The organism is Gilvimarinus sp. 1_MG-2023, from assembly GCF_030548285.1.
The window spans coordinates 44,177-63,347 of the sequence record NZ_JAUOSC010000006.1 but is presented as its reverse complement, the minus strand read 5'-3'; the positions used below and the strand labels follow the sequence as shown (position 1 = coordinate 63,347).

Genomic DNA, 19,171 nt, shown 5'->3' with positions numbered 1-19,171 from the left:
GATGGGAGGTGTCGGCCTACTTCACCTCTGGCAAATTAATGTCAATACGGTACCAATGTTGCCAGCGCTTTCCGGTAAGCCAGTAATGACCGGTGCTGGCATCGTAGGCAATACCATTGAGTACATTGTCAGGGTCTTTGTAAGCTTCTTTCGGTACTAGACGGCTGACGTCTAACTGGCCGACTACCTCACCGGTGGTCGGCGCAATGGCGACGATGGTATTGGTTTGCCAGATATTGGCCCAGATATACCCCTCGGCAAACTCCAGCTCATTGAGCTTACGCAGCGGTTGGCCATTGCGCGATACGGTCAGGGTGCTATCGAGTTCGAAATCGGGGGCGCGATGAAAATATAAATGTTCACTGCCATCGGAGCGAATGAGATGAGTGTCGTTATGGGTCAGGCCCCAACCTTGACCTTGATAGCGAAATTGGTCGAGTACTTGTCCGGTCTTAGGGTTGAGCCGCCAGCCGGTGTTGTGACGCCAGCTCAGCAGATACACATTGCCTTTAAACACACTGCTACCCTCGGCGAAAATCGGGGCGGATAATCCTAAGCGCCAGTGTGGCTCTGTCTGTGAATTATCGGGGTGGGGTAAGCGCTCGATAAACGATTGCCCCACCAGACCACTGCTGTGAATAAGGTCGCCCTGATAGAGCTCTAACCCCTGGGTAAAGGCCGGTGCACGCTTTTGGATTGCAACCAAATCGTATTCAAACCAAGGTGCTTGCGTAACGGCTTGTGCGCTGAGTAAACATAAGCACAGAGATGCGAAAGCGACACGGTGAATCAACGCTGGCAACAATTCTCTTTCCTCTGGATCGATTGACGGTTCATAATACCTTTTATTGTTGTCAAAGACAGTGTTGCTGATTCTTGGTGTTTGTAAAATCGGCATATTTTTTACCACGACAGAACAGGCAGTTGTATGACTCGTTTGCGTTCGTTTATTACTCTAACCTTGCTCGGTGGCCTAACCGTTGTGCTGCCCATTACGATATTTCTATTATTGGTGCAGTGGCTTGTCAGTTTTATTGATAGCGCGATTGAGCCGCTCAGTGCGTGGCTGGCCGGTTATGTCACCGTCAGTGGCCATGTGGCAGATATGCTGGGGGTGGGGCTGATATTGGCCGCTTGTTTTACTATTGGCTTGCTGGTGAAAACCGGTATTGGTCGCTGGTTACACCGCAAGGTGGACGGGTTGCTTTCTAAGCTCGCCCCGGGCTACAGCACTATTCGCGAAATGGTCTCGCAAATAGTCGGTGGCGAGGGCAATGCTTCATTGTTAAACGGTAAAGTGTGTCGTGCTTATATCATGGGCAAAAGCAGCCCCGTGTGTGTGACGGGCATTGTGACTGCCGAGCACGAACAGGGCAGCTATACCGTGTATGTCCCTACCGCTCCGGTACCCACCTCCGGGTTTGTTTACCATTTGCCCGCTGATTGCATTGAGCTGTTGCCCGGTGTGACGGTGGAGTCGGCCATGCGCACGGTGATTGCTTGCGGCAGTGGTTCGCAGATTATCATGGCAGAGGTGGCAGACAAGAGCTCCCAAACAATTGAACCCAAGGAGCATTAAACGCTTGCTGGAGTGTCGGTTATCTACTTAGAGCTTTTCGCTTTGTTTTTGCTCGCGGCTTTACCGCGCCCTTTTTTAGCCGGCTTTTTCACCACAGGTGGAGCCTCGGGGGCTTCTTGTTTGACCTCGCTGTTGGTGACATAAACGATAGCCTCGTTGACCGCCGAGGTGACTTTATCGGCCATTTCTTCTAGCTCCTGCGGCGACATAAAAAAAGTCATATCCACATCAAATCGAATATAGCGCGGGGGCAAGCGGTTGAGTGCCACACAGGCCACGTCGGCGATAAAATCGCGGTCGCCGGCACGGGCTCTTTCGCTGGCTTCGTGAATGGCCTGTACCACATGTTTTTCGTAGTAATTATGAAAAGTGTCCAACTCGTCTTGGCTGATAAACGCGGTATGGCCGGGGGAGGCGAGCATTTGGTCTTCTCCTGTCAACGCAAATAAACTTGAGTATAGACCTATCAGCCGTAGGGCGCACAGTAGCGCCTAGAGCCTGTAAGAGCGTAATGGCTCTTGTGTGTTATTGGCCGCGAATGATCTGGCGCAGTAAAAAGCGCGCCGGGTGCAGCGCCTGAGCTAGCGCGCGCTCTAACGGTGGGGGTTCACGGTTGATCAGGCTGGCTAAAAATTCGGCGGCCAAGGGCGTGTAGGCCAGCCCGCGTGAGCCGTGGCCACAATTGATATACAGCCCCGGCCAGTAGGGAGCAGGGGTATCAAGTCGTCGCCGCGCATTTTGAGCCAAACCGGCAAAGTTTTCTGCCGCCGCCATCGCGTCAACCAGAGGCCCTACCACGGGCAGGTAGTCGGGCGTCGTGCAGCGAAAGGCCGCTCGTCCTTCAAGCGAGGCGCTATCGGCTGGGGCAAGCTCGCGGTGCAACTCCGGGCTGATGGCCCGCAGGTGCTCCAAATTCTCGATATGATCATCTTGGTTTAGGGCCAGATTACTTTGGCCAAGATTAAACGTTGCCCCGACGCAATGCCCACTGGGTGTGCTTGGGGCAATATAACCCCGGCTACACAGGGCTGTTTTAAGCTGGGCACTGAGATCACTGGCGGGTAAAAAGCTGACCTGGCCGCGAATCGGTTTGAGTGGCAGGTGAGCACTTTGGCTAAACTCTTGCGCGGAGTGGGCACACGCCATGATAACCACCCGGGCTTGTGCGATCTCTGTACCTGTCGGACCCAGCGTCTGCCAGTGTTCTTCGTGGCGCTCCAGTGATGCTATGGGTGTGTCGGTGCGCAGAGTAATGGCTGGGTGGTCGAGCAAACTTTCGCACAATGCGTGCGGGTTAAACCAACCGCATCCGGGAAAATACAAACCGCCCTGTGATAATTCAACACCGGCCAGTTCAGTTGCCTCGGTGGCACTGACCAGACGGCACAGTTCACTCTGCCCCAGTGCGACTGCCGTTTGGGTCAGTGCCTGGCTTTTGCGCTCGGTATCGGCTAACTGAATCAACCCCGAGCGCTGGCCGTTAGCGGCCTTTTGCCAGTAGGGCCGGTAGTATTGTTGAGCGTAATTAAGTGCTGTTAAATTCCAGCGCGGCAGGGTTTCATCGCGGTGGCTGAGTTTAGCGTAGAGTAGCCCTTGGGGATTGCCCGAGCCTTCTTGGGCGATGTCATGACGGCGTTCAATCACCAAGACTTTCCAGCCGCGCTCGGCCAGTGCCCGCGCGGTATGGCAACCGGCCAGCCCCGCGCCAATCACCAGCGCTGTTTTTACCCCTGCCGGATGAGTGGCCCGCTGCACCACGCCGACCGCACCTTCGCCTTTGCCGGGCGTCACGTTTGTCGGAGCTTGCTGCCAGGCGGCCTGAATCATCTCGCGTTTGCGGCCAAAACCCGGCGTTTTATTAATGCGAAAGCCGGCCGCTTGTAGCCCGCGTTTGACGATGCCGGCAGCGCTGAAGGTGGCCGCTGTGGTCTTTGGGCCGGACAATTGGGCGATGGCGGCAAACAGCTCATCCGACCACATCTGCGGGTTTTTGCTCGGAGCAAAGCCATCGAGAAACCAGGCGTCTACGCGAAAATCTGGCCGACTGTAGGCGGTATCGATGCTCGGTAATAGTTGGGAAAAGCCGCAAGCGGCATCGTTGATGATTAAGGTTAGGTTGACTCGCCCCGCAAAATGCAGCCGGTGAATGCCGGGGCCTAAGTGGCTGGGGTAAGCCGCCAGCAGTTGTTGGCTTAGGCTGGCAAGCTCCGGCCACAACGCCAGTGCGCGGGTAAGATCGCGACGATTGACAGGGAATTTCTCCACACTGATAAAGTGCAGCTGGGCATCATCCGGCGCCTGTTCCAACCACAGCTGCCAAGCGGCCAAAAAGTTTAGGCCGGTGCCAAACCCCGTTTCGGCGATCGTAAAATGCTTGGGCGCTGCGTTTTGGCCGAGCTGGGCAAAGCGCTCGGTCAGTTGGTTGCTGGCTAAGAACACATGGCGGGTTTCGGCCAGACCATTGTGGCGGGAGAAGTACACATCACCGAAATGGGAGGAGGTGGGCTGACCGTCCTCGCCCCACTTAATGTGGGCAAAAGCGGGTGCCTGAGGGCTGTCACCGGTGTTTTCAATCACAGGCCAAATTCGCGGGTGATTTGCTCGCACCAGCTCTGGATGCGCTGCTCAGACAAGTCAAACTCGTTTTCGTCATCCAGCGCTAGGCCGACAAACTGAGTATCGTTATTGATCAGCGCCTTGGACGCCTCGAACTCATAACCTTCATTGGGCCAGTAACCGCAGGGGGTGGCGCCAAGCTTGGCAACTTTGGTGTGTAAGTAGCCCATGGCATCGAGAAACCACTCCGGGTAGCCAATTTGATCGCCCAGCCCATAGAGGGCGACTTTTTTGCCCTGCCAGTCAATATCGTCGATATCGTCCCAAATTTCGTCCCAATCCTCTTGCAGCTCGCCGTAGTCCCAGGTGGGGATACCCAAAATAATGCAGTCGTAGAATTGCGCTTCAATAATAGGGGTCTCGGCGATGTTGTACACATCGACCAGATGCTCCCCCAGGGTTTGGCGAATTTTGTCCCCCGCCATTTCGGTATAGCAGGTGGAGCTACCGTAAAACAGGGCAATCGGTGCTTTACTCACAGCAACTCCAACCACTCAGGTAGCCAAGCGGCTACTTGTTCGTGTGGATCATCGCCGCTGCTGGCGTCCAGCACCAGTGGCTCGCCGACGCGCTCAGCGCCAATATCGCCCATGGCCTCGTCGATGGCGCGCCCGGCCTCGGCGAAGGTGGCGTAACTGCTATCACCCAGGTTAATCACACCGTAGCGCCGCCCGGCAATCGACGGGAAGTCGCGAGTTAGCTCCAGATATAAAGGCTGAATATTGCCGGGTAAATCACCGGCCCCGGTGTTGGAGGTGCAAATTAAAATAATGTCCTGCGGGTTGTCAGTGATATCCGCCGCCTCGGGCAGAGGATTGACCATCGCAGTATGACCGGCATCGTCGATCAGGTCTTTGGCGGTGGCGGCGACGGACTCAGCAGTGCCCATTTCTGAGCCCACCATGATTTGTATGCGTGCCATAAAAATACCTCTCGCCCAAAAGGGCTGCATGATAAAGCTTTTAGTCGCTAAGGTTAAGCGGGCGGCGCTGCGCCGGCAAAATCCAATTGGCGCCAGGCTTCGTAGACAATCACCGACACCGCATTGGATAAATTCATACTGCGACTGTCCGCCAGCATGGGGATGCGCAATACTTGCTCGGGCGGCAAAGACTCCCGTACATCCGCCGGTAGCCCTCGGGTTTCGGGGCCAAACAACAGGTAATCACCCGCTTGAAACCCGGTATCGCTGGGGCGGGGCTTGCCCTTGGTGCTGAGAGCAAAAATTCGTTCGGGCTTGGCCTCGGCAAGAAAGGTGGGCCAGTCGGCGTAGGTTTTTAAGTCGCGCCACTCGCCGTAGTCCAGCCCGGCCCGGCGCAGGCGCTTGTCGTCGAGTTCAAACCCCAGCGGCTCAATCAGGTGCATCTGACAACCGGTGTTAGCGGCCAAACGGATAATATTGCCGGTGTTGGGCGGAATTTCGGGTTCGAACAATACAATATGAAACATAGCGGTTGGTTTGGCTCTTGGGTCGGTTTTCAACTAGGGTGATCTTATTGGCGACAATTATAATCTATGCGTATTTAAGAGTATCGCTATCTGTGCGCTCAGGGGGTGAACATGCTTATTGTGGCACAGTAGTGAGTCTGTAAAGCGCTTATACCTAGTTACACCATATCACCGAAATTACACCATATCACCGACACTCTAGCCTCATTGTTTGAGCACCACCAACCATTAAGTTTACGGTTTATGGGTTGAATCTAAGCTGGAAGTATCAAGTCATAAAGGGTCTCTCTCTTCTCCTTTTGGGGCATCACCTTCCGAGCTGTTTGTCGGGGGCATTATCTACGGTTTGTATTGGCCTGGCTTTTGCTCTTCTCTATACAAAACCGTATCTAGCCCCATATTGCTCGAAGTGTGCGCCGCTTTTGTGCGTTGCCGCTATATATTGCACGGAAAGTGACGATCTAGTGTTCTGGCGATTTGTGAAGTTCGGTGCATGGGGCAGGGCGGTGAATTCTTTTAGCACCAAAAGGTGGCATTTTGACTGAAAAGAAGCAAAGCCTTGTGATTGTAGGCAACGGTATGGCGACCGGACGCCTGTTGGACGAGCTGATCAAGCGCGATGTATCGCGCTTCAATATTACGGTGATCGGTGACGAGCGCCAGGGCAGTTACAACCGTATTATGCTCTCGCCGGTACTGGCCGGTGAAACCGATGTGCCCGCCATTATTGGCAAACCCTCGGCATGGTATCGCGACCGGGGTATTCGCTTTGTCAGTGGCGTTCAGGTAAAGGCGATTGAGCGCGAGCAAAAGTGTGTAGTCACCACCGAGGGTAACCGCCTGCGCTACGATCACTTAGTGCTGGCGGTGGGGTCGCGCCCGGCTAAAATTCCCGCCGAAAATCAAGCGCTGGAAAAAATCTACAGCTTTCGTACCTTGCGCGATGTGGATCGCCTGCTCAATGTGGCGCGCTTTCACGATCGCGATGCCCGCCCAACGGACACCGATGCCCTGGTGATTGGCGGCGGGCTGCTCGGGCTAGAGGCCGCCTACGGCTTGGCATTAAAAGGCTTACGGGTAACTCTGGTACACCGCTCTGGATGGCTGCTCAACCGCCAGCTGGATAAAACCGCCGCGGGCTATTTGCAAAAAGTGGTGGAAGCGAAAAATATCCAATTTATCTTGAGCGATGAAGTGGTGCGCTTTACCGGCTCGCACGAATTAAAAGCGGCGGAGTTTAAATCTGGCCGCACACTCAGTTGTAAGCTCTGCGTGATTGCCACCGGCATTACGCCTAACAAAGAGTTGGGCTTGCAGGCGGGCTTAAAAGGCAGTCGCGGGGTAGCGGTCGATGCCTATATGGCCACCTCCGACAATAGCATTAGCGCTATCGGCGAGTGTGTCGAGTTTAAAGGGGCCACCTTTGGCTTGGTAGAGCCTATCTGGCATCAGTGCACCACACTGGCCGAGCGCCTTTGTTATAACCTTAAATTGCCTTTTGAAAATAGCGCCGTTCCCACCAAGCTTAAAGTTTCGGGGGTGAATTTATTTTCCGCCGGTGATTTTCTAACCTCTGACGAGCACCGCGAGTTGCTTTACTGCGATGATAATGCCGGCATCTACCGAAAAATTTTGCTGCGCGATGACCGCATCGTCGGCGCGGTACTGTTTGGCGATACCCGCGACGGGCAAGACTATTTTGCCATGTTACAAAGCAAGCGCGATGTCAGTGATATTGCACCTTTTTTATTAATGGGGCGCGCCTTTTACGGCACCGAGCCCGATCAAACCGCAGCCGCTTAAATCTATGACTTTATCCGCTCAACTGATTGTGTCAGACGCCGACGCCGAACCTAGCCAAACGGTCAACACCACCTGCTGTTATTGCGGTGTGGGCTGCGGTGTTAGTGCCGAGGTAAAAAACAACCAAGTGGTAAGCGTGGCGGGCAATCAGTCGCACCCGGCCAACCTGGGGCGGCTGTGTGTCAAAGGCTCGTCGCTGCACGAAACTCAGGCCTCGCCCGATCGTTTATTAACCCCCATGTTGCACGGCAAGCCCAGCGATTGGGACAGCGCACTGGGTTACGCCGCGCAAAAATTTCAGGCCATTATCGATGAACACGGGCCGGATGCGGTTGCCTTTTATTTGTCCGGCCAGCTGCTGACCGAAGACTATTACATCGCCAATAAATTGATGAAAGGGTTTATCGGCACCGCCAATATCGACACCAATTCGCGCCTGTGCATGGCCTCGGCTGTGGTGGCGCACAAGCGCGCCTTTGGCGCCGATACAGTGCCCGGTTGCTACCAAGATTTAGAGCAAACCGATGTATTGATTTTAGTCGGCTCCAATACCGCTTTCGCCCACCCGGTGGTGTATCAGCGCATTGTTAAGGCCAAAGAGTTGCGCCCCGAGATGAAAATCATCGTGCTTGACCCACGGCGTACGGCCACCTGCGAAATAGCCGATATTCACCTGCCGTTAAAACCGGGCTCCGATGCCTTCTTTTTTAATGGTCTGCTGCAATACTTGCATCAACAGGGCCACACCCATCACGATTACATCACCGCGCACTGCAACGGTTTTGAAGACGCCTTGGCCGCCGCGGCAGAACAGGTGCCGAGCACACAAGTGGCGGCGGATATTTGCCAGCTGCCCGCCGACGATGTCGAGCAGGTGTACCGATTGTTTGCCGAGCACGACAAGGTAGTCACTGTTTTTTCTCAGGGGGTTAACCAGTCATCCTCCGGGGTAGATAAAGGCAATGCCCTGATCAATTGCCACCTGGCGACCGGCAAAATCGGCAAGCCGGGGGCCACACCTTTTTCCATTACCGGCCAGCCCAATGCCATGGGCGGGCGCGAGGTGGGCGGCCTTGCCAATCAGTTGGCCGCGCACATGGGCTACGACAGTGCCGAGAGTGTTAAGCGCGTAGAGCAATTTTGGCAGGCGCCGAACATGGCGCAAAGCGAAGGCTTAAAAGCGGTGGATATGTTCGACGCTATCGCCGAGGGCAAAATCAAAGCCGTATGGGTTATGGCCACCAACCCCGCGGTGACCATGCCCGATGCAGGCAAGGTGCGCGCTGCACTGCAGCAATGTGATTTATTAATGGTCAGCGATTGCATAGGCAATACCGATACCGCCAAGCTGGCCGATGTGGTCTTACCGGCGTCTACCTGGAGTGAAAAAAACGGCACAGTCACTAATTCCGAGCGCTGTATTTCCCTACAGAAAGGTTTTTTAGCGCCCCCGGGCGAGGCACTGCACGACTGGCAAATCATCGCGCGCTTTGCCGCTAAGCTCGGCTATGGGGCGGCGTTTAACTACCGGCACCCGGTAGAGATATTTCGCGAACACGCGGCACTGTCGGCGCTGGGTAACAACCCCGGCGCCGGGCGGCGCGGGTTTAATATCGCCGCCATGGCCAACATCAGTGAGCAGGCTTACCAATCGCTCGCGCCCATTCAGTGGCCCGTAACCGACGCGGCACCCACCGGCACCAAACGCCTGTTTGCCGATGGCAAGTTCTTCACCCCCGATCAGCGCGCGCGTTTTATTCCCGTTAGCGCCCGCTTGCCTGTGCAAGCGCCCGCGCCGGATCAGGTCATCATGAACACCGGTCGCATACGCGATCAGTGGCACACCATGTCGCGCACCGGCACAGCCGCTAAATTGCTCGGTCATGTGGATGAACCTTATATCGACATTCATCCCGCCGATATCGAGCGCTTTGGACTTGTGGCCGGTGATTTGGCCGTGCTGAAAAATCGCGGCAGTGTTTTCTATGGTCGGGTTAAACCCGCAGACACCCAGCGCCCGGGCGAGGTGTTTGTGCCTATGCACTGGAACGGCAAATACGCCTCCGCCAGTTGCGCCGACGCTCTGGTCAATCCGTTTGTCGACCCTATTTGTGGGCAACCGGAATTTAAGCATACCCCGGTAAACATCAAGCCGTTTCGCCAGCGCTGGAACGGTTTTTTACTGACCAGCCAAGACCTTGAGCCCAGGGCCGAGTACTGGGTCAAAATTACCCTGGGTGGCGGTTTTAAATTTCGTCTGGCTGACGGCGAAGTACCGGCCGATTGGTTTGCTTGGCTCAAACCGCAATTCCCGCATATTACCGACTGGGTAAAAGTGCAGGACTCCGGCCAGCAGTTTTTCCGCGCGGCGGGTTTTATCGACGGCGTACTCGCCGTTGTGCTCAGCACCGCCACCGATAAAAAATCCGCCCCTGAAATGCGCTGGCTGGAAGATCAGTTAAACACCGAGGTGGACGCCAATGCCCGCTTTGCCATCTTGGCCGGTACACCCGGCGCCGGGGTGGAGGACGAGGGCAATATTATTTGTTCGTGTTTTTCTGTGGGAGAAAACACAATCAAAAAAGCCATTGCCAACGGTTGTGGTGACGTAGAAGCCCTGGGGAAAAAGCTGCAATGCGGGACCAATTGTGGGTCTTGTATTCCGGAGTTGAAGGGGTTGTTGCGGTAGGTTTGGTTTTTTTGGTTGGACTTTTTTACTTTTGCCGGATTTCGCCCGGCGGGCGATTCATTCCTTCCCCTTATGATTGTGCTGAGTGTAAGTCAATGGTAGTGGTTGAGCGCACAGGACGTGTGCGAAAGGCATAAGCGCGCATGGAAGCGCGATTTAGGCCGACCGCTAGTATTGGCGGTAGCGAAGGTAGCCCGCAGGGCCCAATCTTCGGGCGCGTTTTGACGTGAATGGATTCACTAATGTCGTGGGCGCATGGATGCGCTGGAGCGACCTTGATTCCTTCTTGTCGCGTTACAAGAAGGAATTCGCCTGCCCGGCGACAGAGGGCATCTAAGTTAAATGTTTCGACCTGTTAAAGGAATTAATTTTTCTGTAAATCAGTATCAGCCGCTCCTACGCATGTGCCGGATTTCGCCCGGCAGGCGAGGTACTTCTTTGGTGAGCAAAGAAGTACCCAAGAAACTCACCCCGCACATCGCAGCCCTTCGGGTTCCCGAATTCAAACCAATTTTGAGGGTCGGAAAAGATCGCTTCCCAGCGCTTTTCCTTAATTGCACGTCCATGTGCAATTAACCCACAAAATTAGCTCGAATTCGGCTGGATGTGATGGGGGGAGGGGACTTCGTAGCAGGTTTTGTTTTTGCATCAGACATCAGACGTCCGACCTCAGATGCTCACATCATCCATGTGCAATTAACCCACAAAATTAGCTCGAATTCGGCTGGATGAGAAGGGGAATGGAAACTTCGTAGCGAGCTTGGCTTTTGCGTCAGACACCAGACGTCGGACCTCAGACTGTCTTACCCACTAAAATCAACCTCCACTCGGCGCAGTGGCATGGAGGAGGGTGGCTTCGTAGTCTATGTTTGTGTGGCATCAGACATCAGACATCAGACATCCGCCTTCAGGCTGCAACTACGCCAAATTCAATGCTGAACATGAGACGGCTTACTTTCTGATCCTCGATTTCTAACCATATTTTCGATTTTTCTCTGCTTTTTCATGGGTTTAAGAGCCTAAGTTCACGAGACTTAATAAACATGATACATTGCCGATTGCTGTTCAAATTGGCTTCTTTACCTTTCTGTAAAAATGCGCCAATTTAAAGGAAATAATATAAAATACAGTGAGTTGTAGCGAGTTTCTAAAAGCAATCTAGACGGAATACATTGCCAGGCGCATTTTTCAATTCGCACATTAATAAGCTGTTAGGCATACAGGAAGCAAAATGGAATTGAATCCTATCGAAAGAGAAGCAATAGGTTTATGCATAAGCTTAGAGGCTCTGAACGATATAGTGAATCATGCTCTACTTGATGTAAGGAAAAGCACAAGATCTCCAGGTGAAGCTGAAGTCTATTTTAAGGATTTTGTACATCGCTCATTATTTGTAATTCGATTTTTAGACTTTGCTAAAGAAGCTGGCGATAGCAAGTTAACCGGAGTCTCTGGTTCCTGCATAAATGTTCTTGATGAGGCATGCCAAAGTAAAAGCTTTGATGTGGGCGGTAGTGTAGAACGGCTCGAAGTGGCGCTAGAGGATTTACGAAGCTGGCTTGACTTCAAGTCACCGTTAAAGCTTTGGCTACCAACACTTGATATCGAGGCAAAGATTGAGGTTTCAAGGATGGAGTTCTTGAAGATCTCTGGCAACCATTCCAAACATAATATCTCTAGATTGACTGGGGTATCGAAGGGTATCCATACAATCCTTCTAGAACACAAATATGAGGTGCCAATAGAAGCTATACCGCTCGCTCTCGAAGATTTCCAAGAACACCTAGATGAAAACTATTTTATCTATTATGGAACTTGGATGGCTCAGCTATTAAACGATGTTCGATGGGGAATTCAAAGATATCTAGAACCAGTTTATATTTCATGCTTTAGAAAAGGCAGTGATGACTTTTCATATAGATATGAATATCCCGCAGGGTTTGAGAATGAAGTATCAAAACAATGGTTTTGGCGTCTAATGAATCATATACGCTCTGCCCCGTATGTGGAAAAATTCTCGGCCAATAGAATTTTCAAAGAGCAAAGCTCATTAGAATGGGACGTACAGTGAAAATGCCTAACAAGCGCATTTTGTCGGGGCAAGATCACTGGTTTTCCGCTACGCTCCAAACCAGCCGCAAATGCGGGCGTTATACGGCCAAGTTACCCACGAATAGTAGACACCCTGTATAGTTATATTAGCCCTATATGGAGGTGTCCAAAATGGCACGTAAAAAGCATCAGCATTACACTGAAGAGTTTCGCAAAGAGGCCATCAAACGGTCTGAAAAGCCAGGAGTAACGCAGGCGCAAGTGGCGAAGGAGCTGGGTATTAGTGCTCAGCAAATTTCAAACTGGAAACGCCAATTCAACCGTCTTTCGGATAAGCAGTTTAATACCGTAGATGGTGTTGATTACTCCAAGAAAGAAAGTGAAGAGGTTCGTCGTCTAAGGCGTGAGAATAAGCGTCTTCAAGAGGAGATGGAATTTCTAAAAAAGGTTTCTGCGTACTTCGCGAAAGACCAAGAGTGAAGTACGCGTTAATTTTAGAATACGTGGGCCATTACAGCATCTGTTTGATGTGCGACGTTTTGGGTGTGCACCGATCGGGTTTCTATCGGTGGCGAGATGCTCCACAAAGCAAGCGTGAGGCCCGCAAAGAGCAGGTAACTTCATTGGTTAAAGATACCTTTGAAGCGTTTGAGGCTGCCTATGGCGCTCCCAGGATAGCGCAGGAGCTTAATGCGCTTGGCTACAAATGTTCCGTTAACTTCATCGCTAAAATTATGCAGGAACAGGGTATATTGGCGCGAAACGGTAAAGCGTTTAACTACGGTGGCCACGCCCTAACGATGCACAACGTTGCGGACAACTTGCTGTGGAGAGATTTTTCGACGGATCGCCCCAATCAGAAATGGGTCAAGGATATTACCTATGTATGGGTTCGAAATCAGTGGCTGTACCTGGCGACGGTGATGGACCTCTATTCTCGCCGTATTATTGGCTGGAGCCTCGATACGAGCATGACGGAAACGCTGATTACGCAAGCAATGCAAATAGCCATTGATGCTCGCGGGGTAACCTCAGGGTTGATCGTTCATTCAGATCGGGGCACGCAGTATCGCTCAAACAGCTACGTTAGCTTTCTCGAGAGGCGCAAGATAACACGCAGCATGAGCAGGAAGGGGAATTGCTGGGACAATGCCGTAATGGAATCCTTCTATGCTCGGCTTAAGGTTGAACTCATTTATGCCAAGTGCTATCAGTCGATTGACGAGGCAAGATCAGGTATATTTGGCTACATTGAAGTCTTTTATAATCGCAAAAGAAGGCATTCTGCAAACGACGGGGTAAGCCCTGTTGAGTTTGAAGAGAAGGCAGCGATTGCTGCATAAGTAAGGTGTCTATTTTTCGAGGGGAACACCAACGGTACCGAAATAGTGCTCGTTTTCAACCCAAAGCGAACACAAGGCTAACTCTGAATTAATTCAACCATCAGAATGCAAAGGGATTTTAGAATGCACCTACACAATGTTCATATTAAAAATATAAAGCAAGCTAATGAAAACGATAGATTAGCTATATTTGTCGGTGCAGGTATATCAAAAAGCTCTGATACTGATTATATAAGCCTACCTTTGTGGAGTGATTTAATAACTGAGCTAAAGTCAGATTTAGCAATAATTGAAGAACTAGATTATTTAAAATTAGCTCAACTGTATTATCTTGAGTTTGGCGAGCAGGCATACAACCAAACATTGAGGAAATATTTTCCTGAGGACATCACGCCATCGAGTTTACATCGTACGATTTTGAAGGTAAGCCCTCGCGTAATAATAACTACGAACTGGGACTGCATCATTGAAAATGCAATAGAGCAGGAAGGCTATTTATACGATAATATATGCACGGACAAGGATTTAGTCAGTTCAACCAGTCCGAATAAATTTATTAAAATCCATGGGGATTTCAAAAGCTACAATATAGTTTTCAAAGAAGATGATTATCTCAATTATTCAAGAAATTTCCCGCTAATAGAAAACTACATCAAGTCAATATTTTCAACACATACAGTTCTGTTTTTAGGGTATTCCTATAACGACATTAACCTTAAACACATACTGAAATGGATGCAAAGTCATTCCAGTTCAGCTCCTCCGATGTATTTGGTAAATTTTAAAACAAACAAGTCTCAAGAAAGCTACTTGAGAAATCATGGGATCACCACATTATTGCTAGATAGCGACAGCTATTCTATTGATGAAATTCAGCATTTAGAGAAAAGGTCAGCGCTGACTCAATCATTTTTAACATCTATCATTCAAGATGATAGAGCAGTAGACCCGAATGATGATCAGGAAGTTATCAGTTTCATATACGAACGTATAAAGCACCTAAAACAGCTAAGCTCAATAACTCATAATCAAATACGGGGAGCGATAACAAACTGTGGGTTTCTGTACGATGACGATAGCTTAAATATATTAGAGTTGTTCAAGCCCCAAGGAGTCTTGACTACGGACTACAGTGACACCACCAGGTCACTTCACGAAAAATTCCTGGAGATTCTATCTCGTCTAGAATCGTTTGGTGAAGATGAAAAAGAGAATTTTTATCTAAGAAATCCAACGTTTAAGGACATTCTTTCTATCTTAGCTCTAGCTCATATCAAAGGTATCGTTTTACCCAACGATAATGAAAGTGGCAAAACCATATACTTTGTTAACGAGAAAATCGATTCAGCTCAAGACCTAGAAAAGCAAGAGCGAGAACACATATCTTTTTCAGCATGTGAATGCAAAAGCAATGATTTTATAAAATCTTTGTCATCAGAATCTTATGAGAGCTATAAATATGGCAAGTACGAGTTAGCAATTAAGAAAAATTCTGAACTGATTCAGGCCTGTAAAAAGCATCGAATATATTCGATCCTATTGATTGCGCTATTTAACAAAAATGCGATTTTATGGGTGCTCAAATACTCTTTGTCTACTGAACAGAGAAATGAGTTTGAAAAGGAAGAGGAAGTAGAGCTTCAAGGTGAATTTTTTAAATTTCCAAAGTCGGAGATAAAAAAGAATCAAGCCCTGTATGATTTTTTGTCCTTGCACTCCGTTCATCAGAAAGCAAATGAGTGCACAAAAAAATTACTTGATATCACCAAAGCCGTTGAAACTATAAAAGCTGGAGGAATAAGCATAAACAACAATGCAGATGAGCCAGCCTCTACACACATAAACCTATTAATGTTCGCATTGAAAAACCACATAATGATTGATCAGTGCTCACCATACAAGGCGGCTATGAGAGACTTCGTTAAGATTTCTATGCTCCGTCAATCAGTAAAAGAAAGAGTAAAACTCAATCAATACGAATTTTACTCTGCCATCCAATTCTACTCATCAAAAGAACTTAAATCAGAGCTTAGCGTATTTATTAAAAATGAAGATTCTACTCAACTTCGTCTAGACGCGAGTGATGATTGTTCTGAATGGATTATTTCTACTGTTTTGCCAAACTTAACAGATCGATTAATACAAGATCGAAGTTTATTCACTAGCCATGAAGCTAAGTTTGAAAACACCGTGCGATTACTTGCATTTATCGATTTGAGTGACACTCATATTTCAAAAGTTATGAGCGAGTTTTCCCGATTGATTACTAGTAGTTCAACAACTATCGGGACTTATGAAGCAATAAACGAATTTTTAGCACACCAACATAATTTATTTGGTCGAGAGATCGAAACCGCCGTTTTGATAAAGATATTAAACACCTTAATCGACAAAATCACTTCTCAAACAGCCCATGGTTGGGACCAGCATGCGATACTCAATGGATCTATAAACAATTTATACGGTTATATTGGGGTAGTAAAAGGCGAATACACTGATAATGGCAGGGTCCGCCGACTGGTGTCTGAACTTGAAACCTACAAACCAGAAGAGCAGCGTAGGTTTTCAAGATCTCTGCTTTACAGCATCTTTAACATCTCGAACGCTAATGTTCAAAATATTATTAAGAGATTCATTGAAGGCGTCATTTCTCAACCTAAAACGAAAGGCATAGATGATTGGGAGTTTGAACTTTGGTCAGTCGCAGTGAGCTTTAAAGATTTTGAGGAAGAAGCTGTTGCGAAGCTAGATGAATATTTGGAACAGTTTCGTGATGGAAAAATATTTTCATCGCAGCTATATTCACTCAAAAGCTTAACTCAATATTTGGTAGATAAGAAAGGAATTGACGCGATAGAAGAGCTAAGCAAAGAGTTGGGCGATTTAATACAACAGTACGGGGAGCGTCCAAACATTTCATCAATTTGAGTATGCGCAGAAATAGAAAAATGGTTAAAACTTAGATTCTCGACGTAGTCTAGGTTCGGACAGAGGGAGATGGGTTAAAATGCCGTATAACAAGCGACTGTGATTAAAGTCAAGCTTTCGGCAACGTTATCTTTGGCTAATTTATGCCTCCATCCATGGCTGATTATCACGAACCATGGCGTTTAATATTGTCATCATTTTTCGCATGCAGGCTGTTAGCGAAACTTTTTTATGTTTACCATTAGCGACTAGCCGATTGTAAAACTCTTTCATTGGGAGTTTCGGGGAATTCCAAGTCCCCGGAATTCCCCGAGCGTTAGGTGCACAGAGTGAAGCCTCCGACACTAGTAACAACATCATGTGTATTGTTCGCTCTGACGATACTAGCAGCAGACATTGTCTGGTTTCTTTCTACCTATGAGGAGTTTTCGGTGGTAGTGTCGTTGCCGGTACGCTTAGCTTTTCATTTTGCTTGGCTGGTAGTCGCCGGGTGGCTGGTTTACCTAGCGTGGATTGGAAATTCGTGGGTGAGATATTTAGTCTGCGCCAACGCTTTAGTTACTCCGTATTTTTTTGTAGACACCATGCCATTGCTGTATGCGGTTCTTCTGTCATCTTTGCCGGTAGCGGCAATTATTTTAAATTGGTTGCCAGTATCGTCAAGTTACTACCGAAGTCACAGTAACAATGGATCAAGTAGCACCTAACCAGCAGTTGTAGTAAGTTCCGTCATTCGGTATTCACCGGACGGCCCGCCGCTGAACAATGGCGTTAGCGGTTATTGCGCCGCCCTTGATTATCTCTATTAAAAAACCCTGGGTATCCATATGCCCATGGTTGCCCCAAAAATGCCTAGGGCCATTAATAACGTAGTGATGATAAGGCTTACTGAAAAAAGGTAACGTGCCAGTGGCTTTGTGTTTTTTACGCGAAAATATGCCTCTAAAATAAGCAAGGGAAGTATGTAAACACTGACCGCTAACACGGTAAGAAACGGGCCGGAAAAGGTTTTCGGGTCAAAACCTACTGGTTTTTGGAAAATAACTAACCAGCACATTAAGCCTACGCGAACCAGCCATACACCGCTAACCGCCCAAAATAAACGGAGTGCCCAGCGTCTATGCTGTATAAAGTTTTTCGCTATGGCGTAACGGATGGTGAGTGCCGCGGCGCAAATAATGATGAGGGCGTTAATGGTTATTGCCAAATACTGAGTGTAGTCACCGACCAGTTTGCGTCCGGAAAGTATTAAGTAGAGGCCGCTGGTGGCCATAATGAAGGCGGTAATTATATATACGCGGCCACTTATTCTATGAAATCTTGGCGCGTGAGATCTTAGGTAGGGTACTAGTTGCAAGCTGCCTAGCGCGCTAATGGTCGCGGCCAATACTAAATGCGCGCCCAGTATGACATTGCCGGTAAGGTTATTCTTTTCATAACCATGGGGCAGCACTTGGTTCCAATCCGTAAAGTCGCCCCTTAAACCGGAAATAACGTATAACCCCACTATATAAAGCACAAACAACCATTGCCCTGCCGCGACTACAAGCCAGCTGAATACCGCAGATCCAGTGTAGAGCTTCGCTGATAAATCCTTCTTACTGTCCATATTTAATAATCCTTAACTTGTAATAGCTGACGGGTAATTATGGTGATATATCCAACTATAACAGCATATTGGTGGTAATCAAATCTTTCTTCGGGGGCTTACAAGGTGGGGTAGGTGGCGGAGTCGATGCTATTTAGGGCTCGGACTGCTTTTGAGTTTTATTCGGGGCGGCTATGATGGCGCATACCAAGTACGGCAAGTGCTGGCGTTAGGGGCTATTTCCCGCTTTGATTTTTGAGCGAAAGTGGGTATCTGGCTCTAGGTTATCCGCTGTTGCATGCGCTGAATGGTTTTACGCATACGGCGACAAACGACTGATGCTTGCGTATAAATGGATGGGTTAAGTGAGGCTATATGCACGAAGAGGCGGTTAGGATTCAGTCGGGCGATATTGAGTTGGCTGGTACGCTTTGCCTTCCCGGTAAGGCGGGGAGGTTTCCCGCTGTGCTTATGGTCCACGGTAGTGGGGCCCTGGATCGCAATGAGAATACCAGGGGGCAGAGTCTCAATACCTTTAATGCAATTGCCCACGCGCTGGCCGATGCCGGTGTTGCCAGTCTTCGCTATGACAAGCGCGGGTGTGGCAGTAGTTCGGGTAGTTTTATACACGCCGGCCACAGGGATTTGGTGCAGGATGCCACAGAGTGTTTGCATGCGCTGGCCGGGTTTTCGAACGTCTCGGCAGATGAGCTTTATATTCTCGGACACAGTGAGGGTTGTATTATTGCCCCGCAAGTGGTCCGCCAGCGCCCGTTCGTTGCCGGGCTGATTTTGTTGTGCCCGTTTTTGGAGGATATGGCGTCCATACTCAAGCGGCAGGCTGCACAGCTTGAGCGAGAGCTAGCATCGCTGCGCGGCATTGCCGGGTTGTTCTATAAACTGTTATTTGCTGTTACCGGTAGTCCCAGTGCCTCGCAGCGCCGGTTGATACAAAAAGTACTGCAAACCCAAGACCCTGTGGTTCGCAGTGGTTTGGCTCGCTTTCCCGCCAAGTGGTTGCGCGAGCTTTTGGCGCTGGATGCTAAGGCTGTGTTTTCCGGTACCACCACGCCGATGATCCTCGTCGGCGCTGAGAAAGACTTGTAATGTAACCCCGGTGATAT

At 49.6% G+C, this 19,171-nt stretch carries 15 protein-coding genes and 1 pseudogene; 8 read left to right on the top strand and 8 right to left on the bottom strand.

Annotation, left to right across the window (positions count from 1 at the left end; translation table 11 throughout):
* Positions 1–16 precede the first annotated feature (16 nt).
* On the bottom strand, positions 17–805 hold the full coding sequence (locus Q4563_RS09045) for a glutaminyl-peptide cyclotransferase (protein WP_303604315.1): 789 nt from the start codon (positions 803–805) through the stop codon (positions 17–19).
* 123 nt (positions 806–928) lie between these two features.
* On the opposite strand from Q4563_RS09045, the gene Q4563_RS09040 reads away from it, so the two are divergent.
* Positions 929–1,579: a DUF502 domain-containing protein gene (locus Q4563_RS09040; protein ID WP_215975169.1), complete on the top strand. Its 651-nt coding sequence runs from the start codon at positions 929–931 to the stop codon at positions 1,577–1,579.
* Positions 1,580–1,602: 23 nt separating this feature from the next.
* Here the strand turns inward: Q4563_RS09040 and Q4563_RS09035 are convergent, their stop codons facing one another.
* From Q4563_RS09035 to trmL, 5 genes are all read right to left on the bottom strand, one after another.
* On the bottom strand, positions 1,603–2,001 hold the full coding sequence (locus Q4563_RS09035) for a late competence development ComFB family protein (RefSeq protein ID WP_303604314.1): 399 nt from the start codon (positions 1,999–2,001) through the stop codon (positions 1,603–1,605).
* Positions 2,002–2,104: 103 nt separating this feature from the next.
* Positions 2,105–4,156, bottom strand: a complete 2,052-nt coding sequence (gene mnmC / locus Q4563_RS09030) for a bifunctional tRNA (5-methylaminomethyl-2-thiouridine)(34)-methyltransferase MnmD/FAD-dependent 5-carboxymethylaminomethyl-2-thiouridine(34) oxidoreductase MnmC (protein ID WP_303604313.1) — start codon at positions 4,154–4,156, stop codon at positions 2,105–2,107.
* The gene (gene fldB / locus Q4563_RS09025) at positions 4,153–4,674 is read right to left on the bottom strand and encodes a flavodoxin FldB (RefSeq protein WP_303604312.1); all 522 of its coding nucleotides are present in this window, start codon (positions 4,672–4,674) and stop codon (positions 4,153–4,155) included. The genes mnmC and fldB overlap by 4 nt, the downstream gene beginning before the upstream one ends.
* Complete coding sequence (locus tag Q4563_RS09020; protein WP_303604311.1) at positions 4,671–5,117, bottom strand: flavodoxin domain-containing protein; 447 nt, start codon at positions 5,115–5,117, stop codon at positions 4,671–4,673. Before Q4563_RS09020 ends, fldB begins: the two co-directional genes overlap by 4 nt.
* 53 nt (positions 5,118–5,170) lie before the next feature.
* Positions 5,171–5,644, bottom strand: coding sequence for a tRNA (uridine(34)/cytosine(34)/5-carboxymethylaminomethyluridine(34)-2'-O)-methyltransferase TrmL (gene trmL, locus Q4563_RS09015; RefSeq protein WP_303604372.1), 474 nt, complete (start codon positions 5,642–5,644; stop codon positions 5,171–5,173).
* 537 nt (positions 5,645–6,181) lie between these two features.
* Between trmL and Q4563_RS09010 the strand changes: the two genes are divergently transcribed.
* The 6 genes from Q4563_RS09010 (at position 6,182) to Q4563_RS08985 (ending at position 16,459) form a co-directional block, all read left to right on the top strand.
* Complete coding sequence (locus Q4563_RS09010; protein ID WP_303604310.1) at positions 6,182–7,447, top strand: NAD(P)/FAD-dependent oxidoreductase; 1,266 nt, start codon at positions 6,182–6,184, stop codon at positions 7,445–7,447.
* Between the two features lie 4 nt (positions 7,448–7,451).
* Positions 7,452–10,136, top strand: coding sequence for a nitrate reductase (locus tag Q4563_RS09005; protein ID WP_303604309.1), 2,685 nt, complete (start codon positions 7,452–7,454; stop codon positions 10,134–10,136).
* A gap of 1,231 nt (positions 10,137–11,367) precedes the next feature.
* The gene (locus Q4563_RS09000; protein ID WP_303604308.1) at positions 11,368–12,207 is read left to right on the top strand and encodes a hypothetical protein; all 840 of its coding nucleotides are present in this window, start codon (positions 11,368–11,370) and stop codon (positions 12,205–12,207) included.
* A 152-nt stretch (positions 12,208–12,359) separates the two neighbouring features.
* The gene (locus Q4563_RS08995) at positions 12,360–12,668 is read left to right on the top strand and encodes a transposase (protein ID WP_303604307.1); all 309 of its coding nucleotides are present in this window, start codon (positions 12,360–12,362) and stop codon (positions 12,666–12,668) included.
* Positions 12,665–13,531, top strand: a complete 867-nt coding sequence (locus Q4563_RS08990; RefSeq protein WP_303604306.1) for an IS3 family transposase — start codon at positions 12,665–12,667, stop codon at positions 13,529–13,531. Before Q4563_RS08995 ends, Q4563_RS08990 begins: the two co-directional genes overlap by 4 nt.
* 123 nt (positions 13,532–13,654) lie before the next feature.
* Positions 13,655–16,459: an SIR2 family protein gene (locus tag Q4563_RS08985; protein ID WP_303604305.1), complete on the top strand. Its 2,805-nt coding sequence runs from the start codon at positions 13,655–13,657 to the stop codon at positions 16,457–16,459.
* Positions 16,460–16,600: 141 nt separating this feature from the next.
* Here Q4563_RS08985 and Q4563_RS08980 read toward each other — a convergent pair.
* Both Q4563_RS08980 and Q4563_RS08975 read right to left on the bottom strand, forming a co-directional pair.
* A pseudogene (locus Q4563_RS08980) lies at positions 16,601–16,732 on the bottom strand (IS110 family transposase); the annotation flags it as partial.
* 532 nt (positions 16,733–17,264) lie between these two features.
* A complete protein-coding gene (locus Q4563_RS08975; protein ID WP_303604304.1) occupies positions 17,265–18,068 on the bottom strand; it encodes a DUF2306 domain-containing protein in 804 nt (267 codons plus the stop codon).
* 354 nt (positions 18,069–18,422) lie between these two features.
* On the opposite strand from Q4563_RS08975, the gene Q4563_RS08970 reads away from it, so the two are divergent.
* On the top strand, positions 18,423–19,154 hold the full coding sequence (locus tag Q4563_RS08970) for an alpha/beta hydrolase (protein ID WP_303604303.1): 732 nt from the start codon (positions 18,423–18,425) through the stop codon (positions 19,152–19,154).
* Positions 19,155–19,171: the final 17 nt, after the last annotated feature.

What these genes read in the sequence shown, in the direction of transcription:
- Q4563_RS09040 (WP_215975169.1), top strand. Translation starts at nt 929, where the DNA reads ATGACTCGTTTGCGTTCGTTTATTACTCTAACCTTGCTCGGTGGCCTA.
- Q4563_RS09005 (WP_303604309.1), top strand. Translation starts at nt 7,452, where the DNA reads ATGACTTTATCCGCTCAACTGATTGTGTCAGACGCCGACGCCGAACCT.
- Q4563_RS08970 (WP_303604303.1), top strand. Translation starts at nt 18,423, where the DNA reads ATGCACGAAGAGGCGGTTAGGATTCAGTCGGGCGATATTGAGTTGGCT.
- Q4563_RS09020 (WP_303604311.1), bottom strand. Translation starts at nt 5,117, where the DNA reads ATGGCACGCATACAAATCATGGTGGGCTCAGAAATGGGCACTGCTGAG.
- Q4563_RS08985 (WP_303604305.1), top strand. Translation starts at nt 13,655, where the DNA reads ATGCACCTACACAATGTTCATATTAAAAATATAAAGCAAGCTAATGAA.
- trmL (WP_303604372.1), bottom strand. Translation starts at nt 5,644, where the DNA reads ATGTTTCATATTGTATTGTTCGAACCCGAAATTCCGCCCAACACCGGC.
- Q4563_RS08995 (WP_303604307.1), top strand. Translation starts at nt 12,360, where the DNA reads ATGGCACGTAAAAAGCATCAGCATTACACTGAAGAGTTTCGCAAAGAG.
- Q4563_RS09000 (WP_303604308.1), top strand. Translation starts at nt 11,368, where the DNA reads ATGGAATTGAATCCTATCGAAAGAGAAGCAATAGGTTTATGCATAAGC.
- Q4563_RS09035 (WP_303604314.1), bottom strand. Translation starts at nt 2,001, where the DNA reads ATGCTCGCCTCCCCCGGCCATACCGCGTTTATCAGCCAAGACGAGTTG.
- Q4563_RS08975 (WP_303604304.1), bottom strand. Translation starts at nt 18,068, where the DNA reads ATGGACAGTAAGAAGGATTTATCAGCGAAGCTCTACACTGGATCTGCG.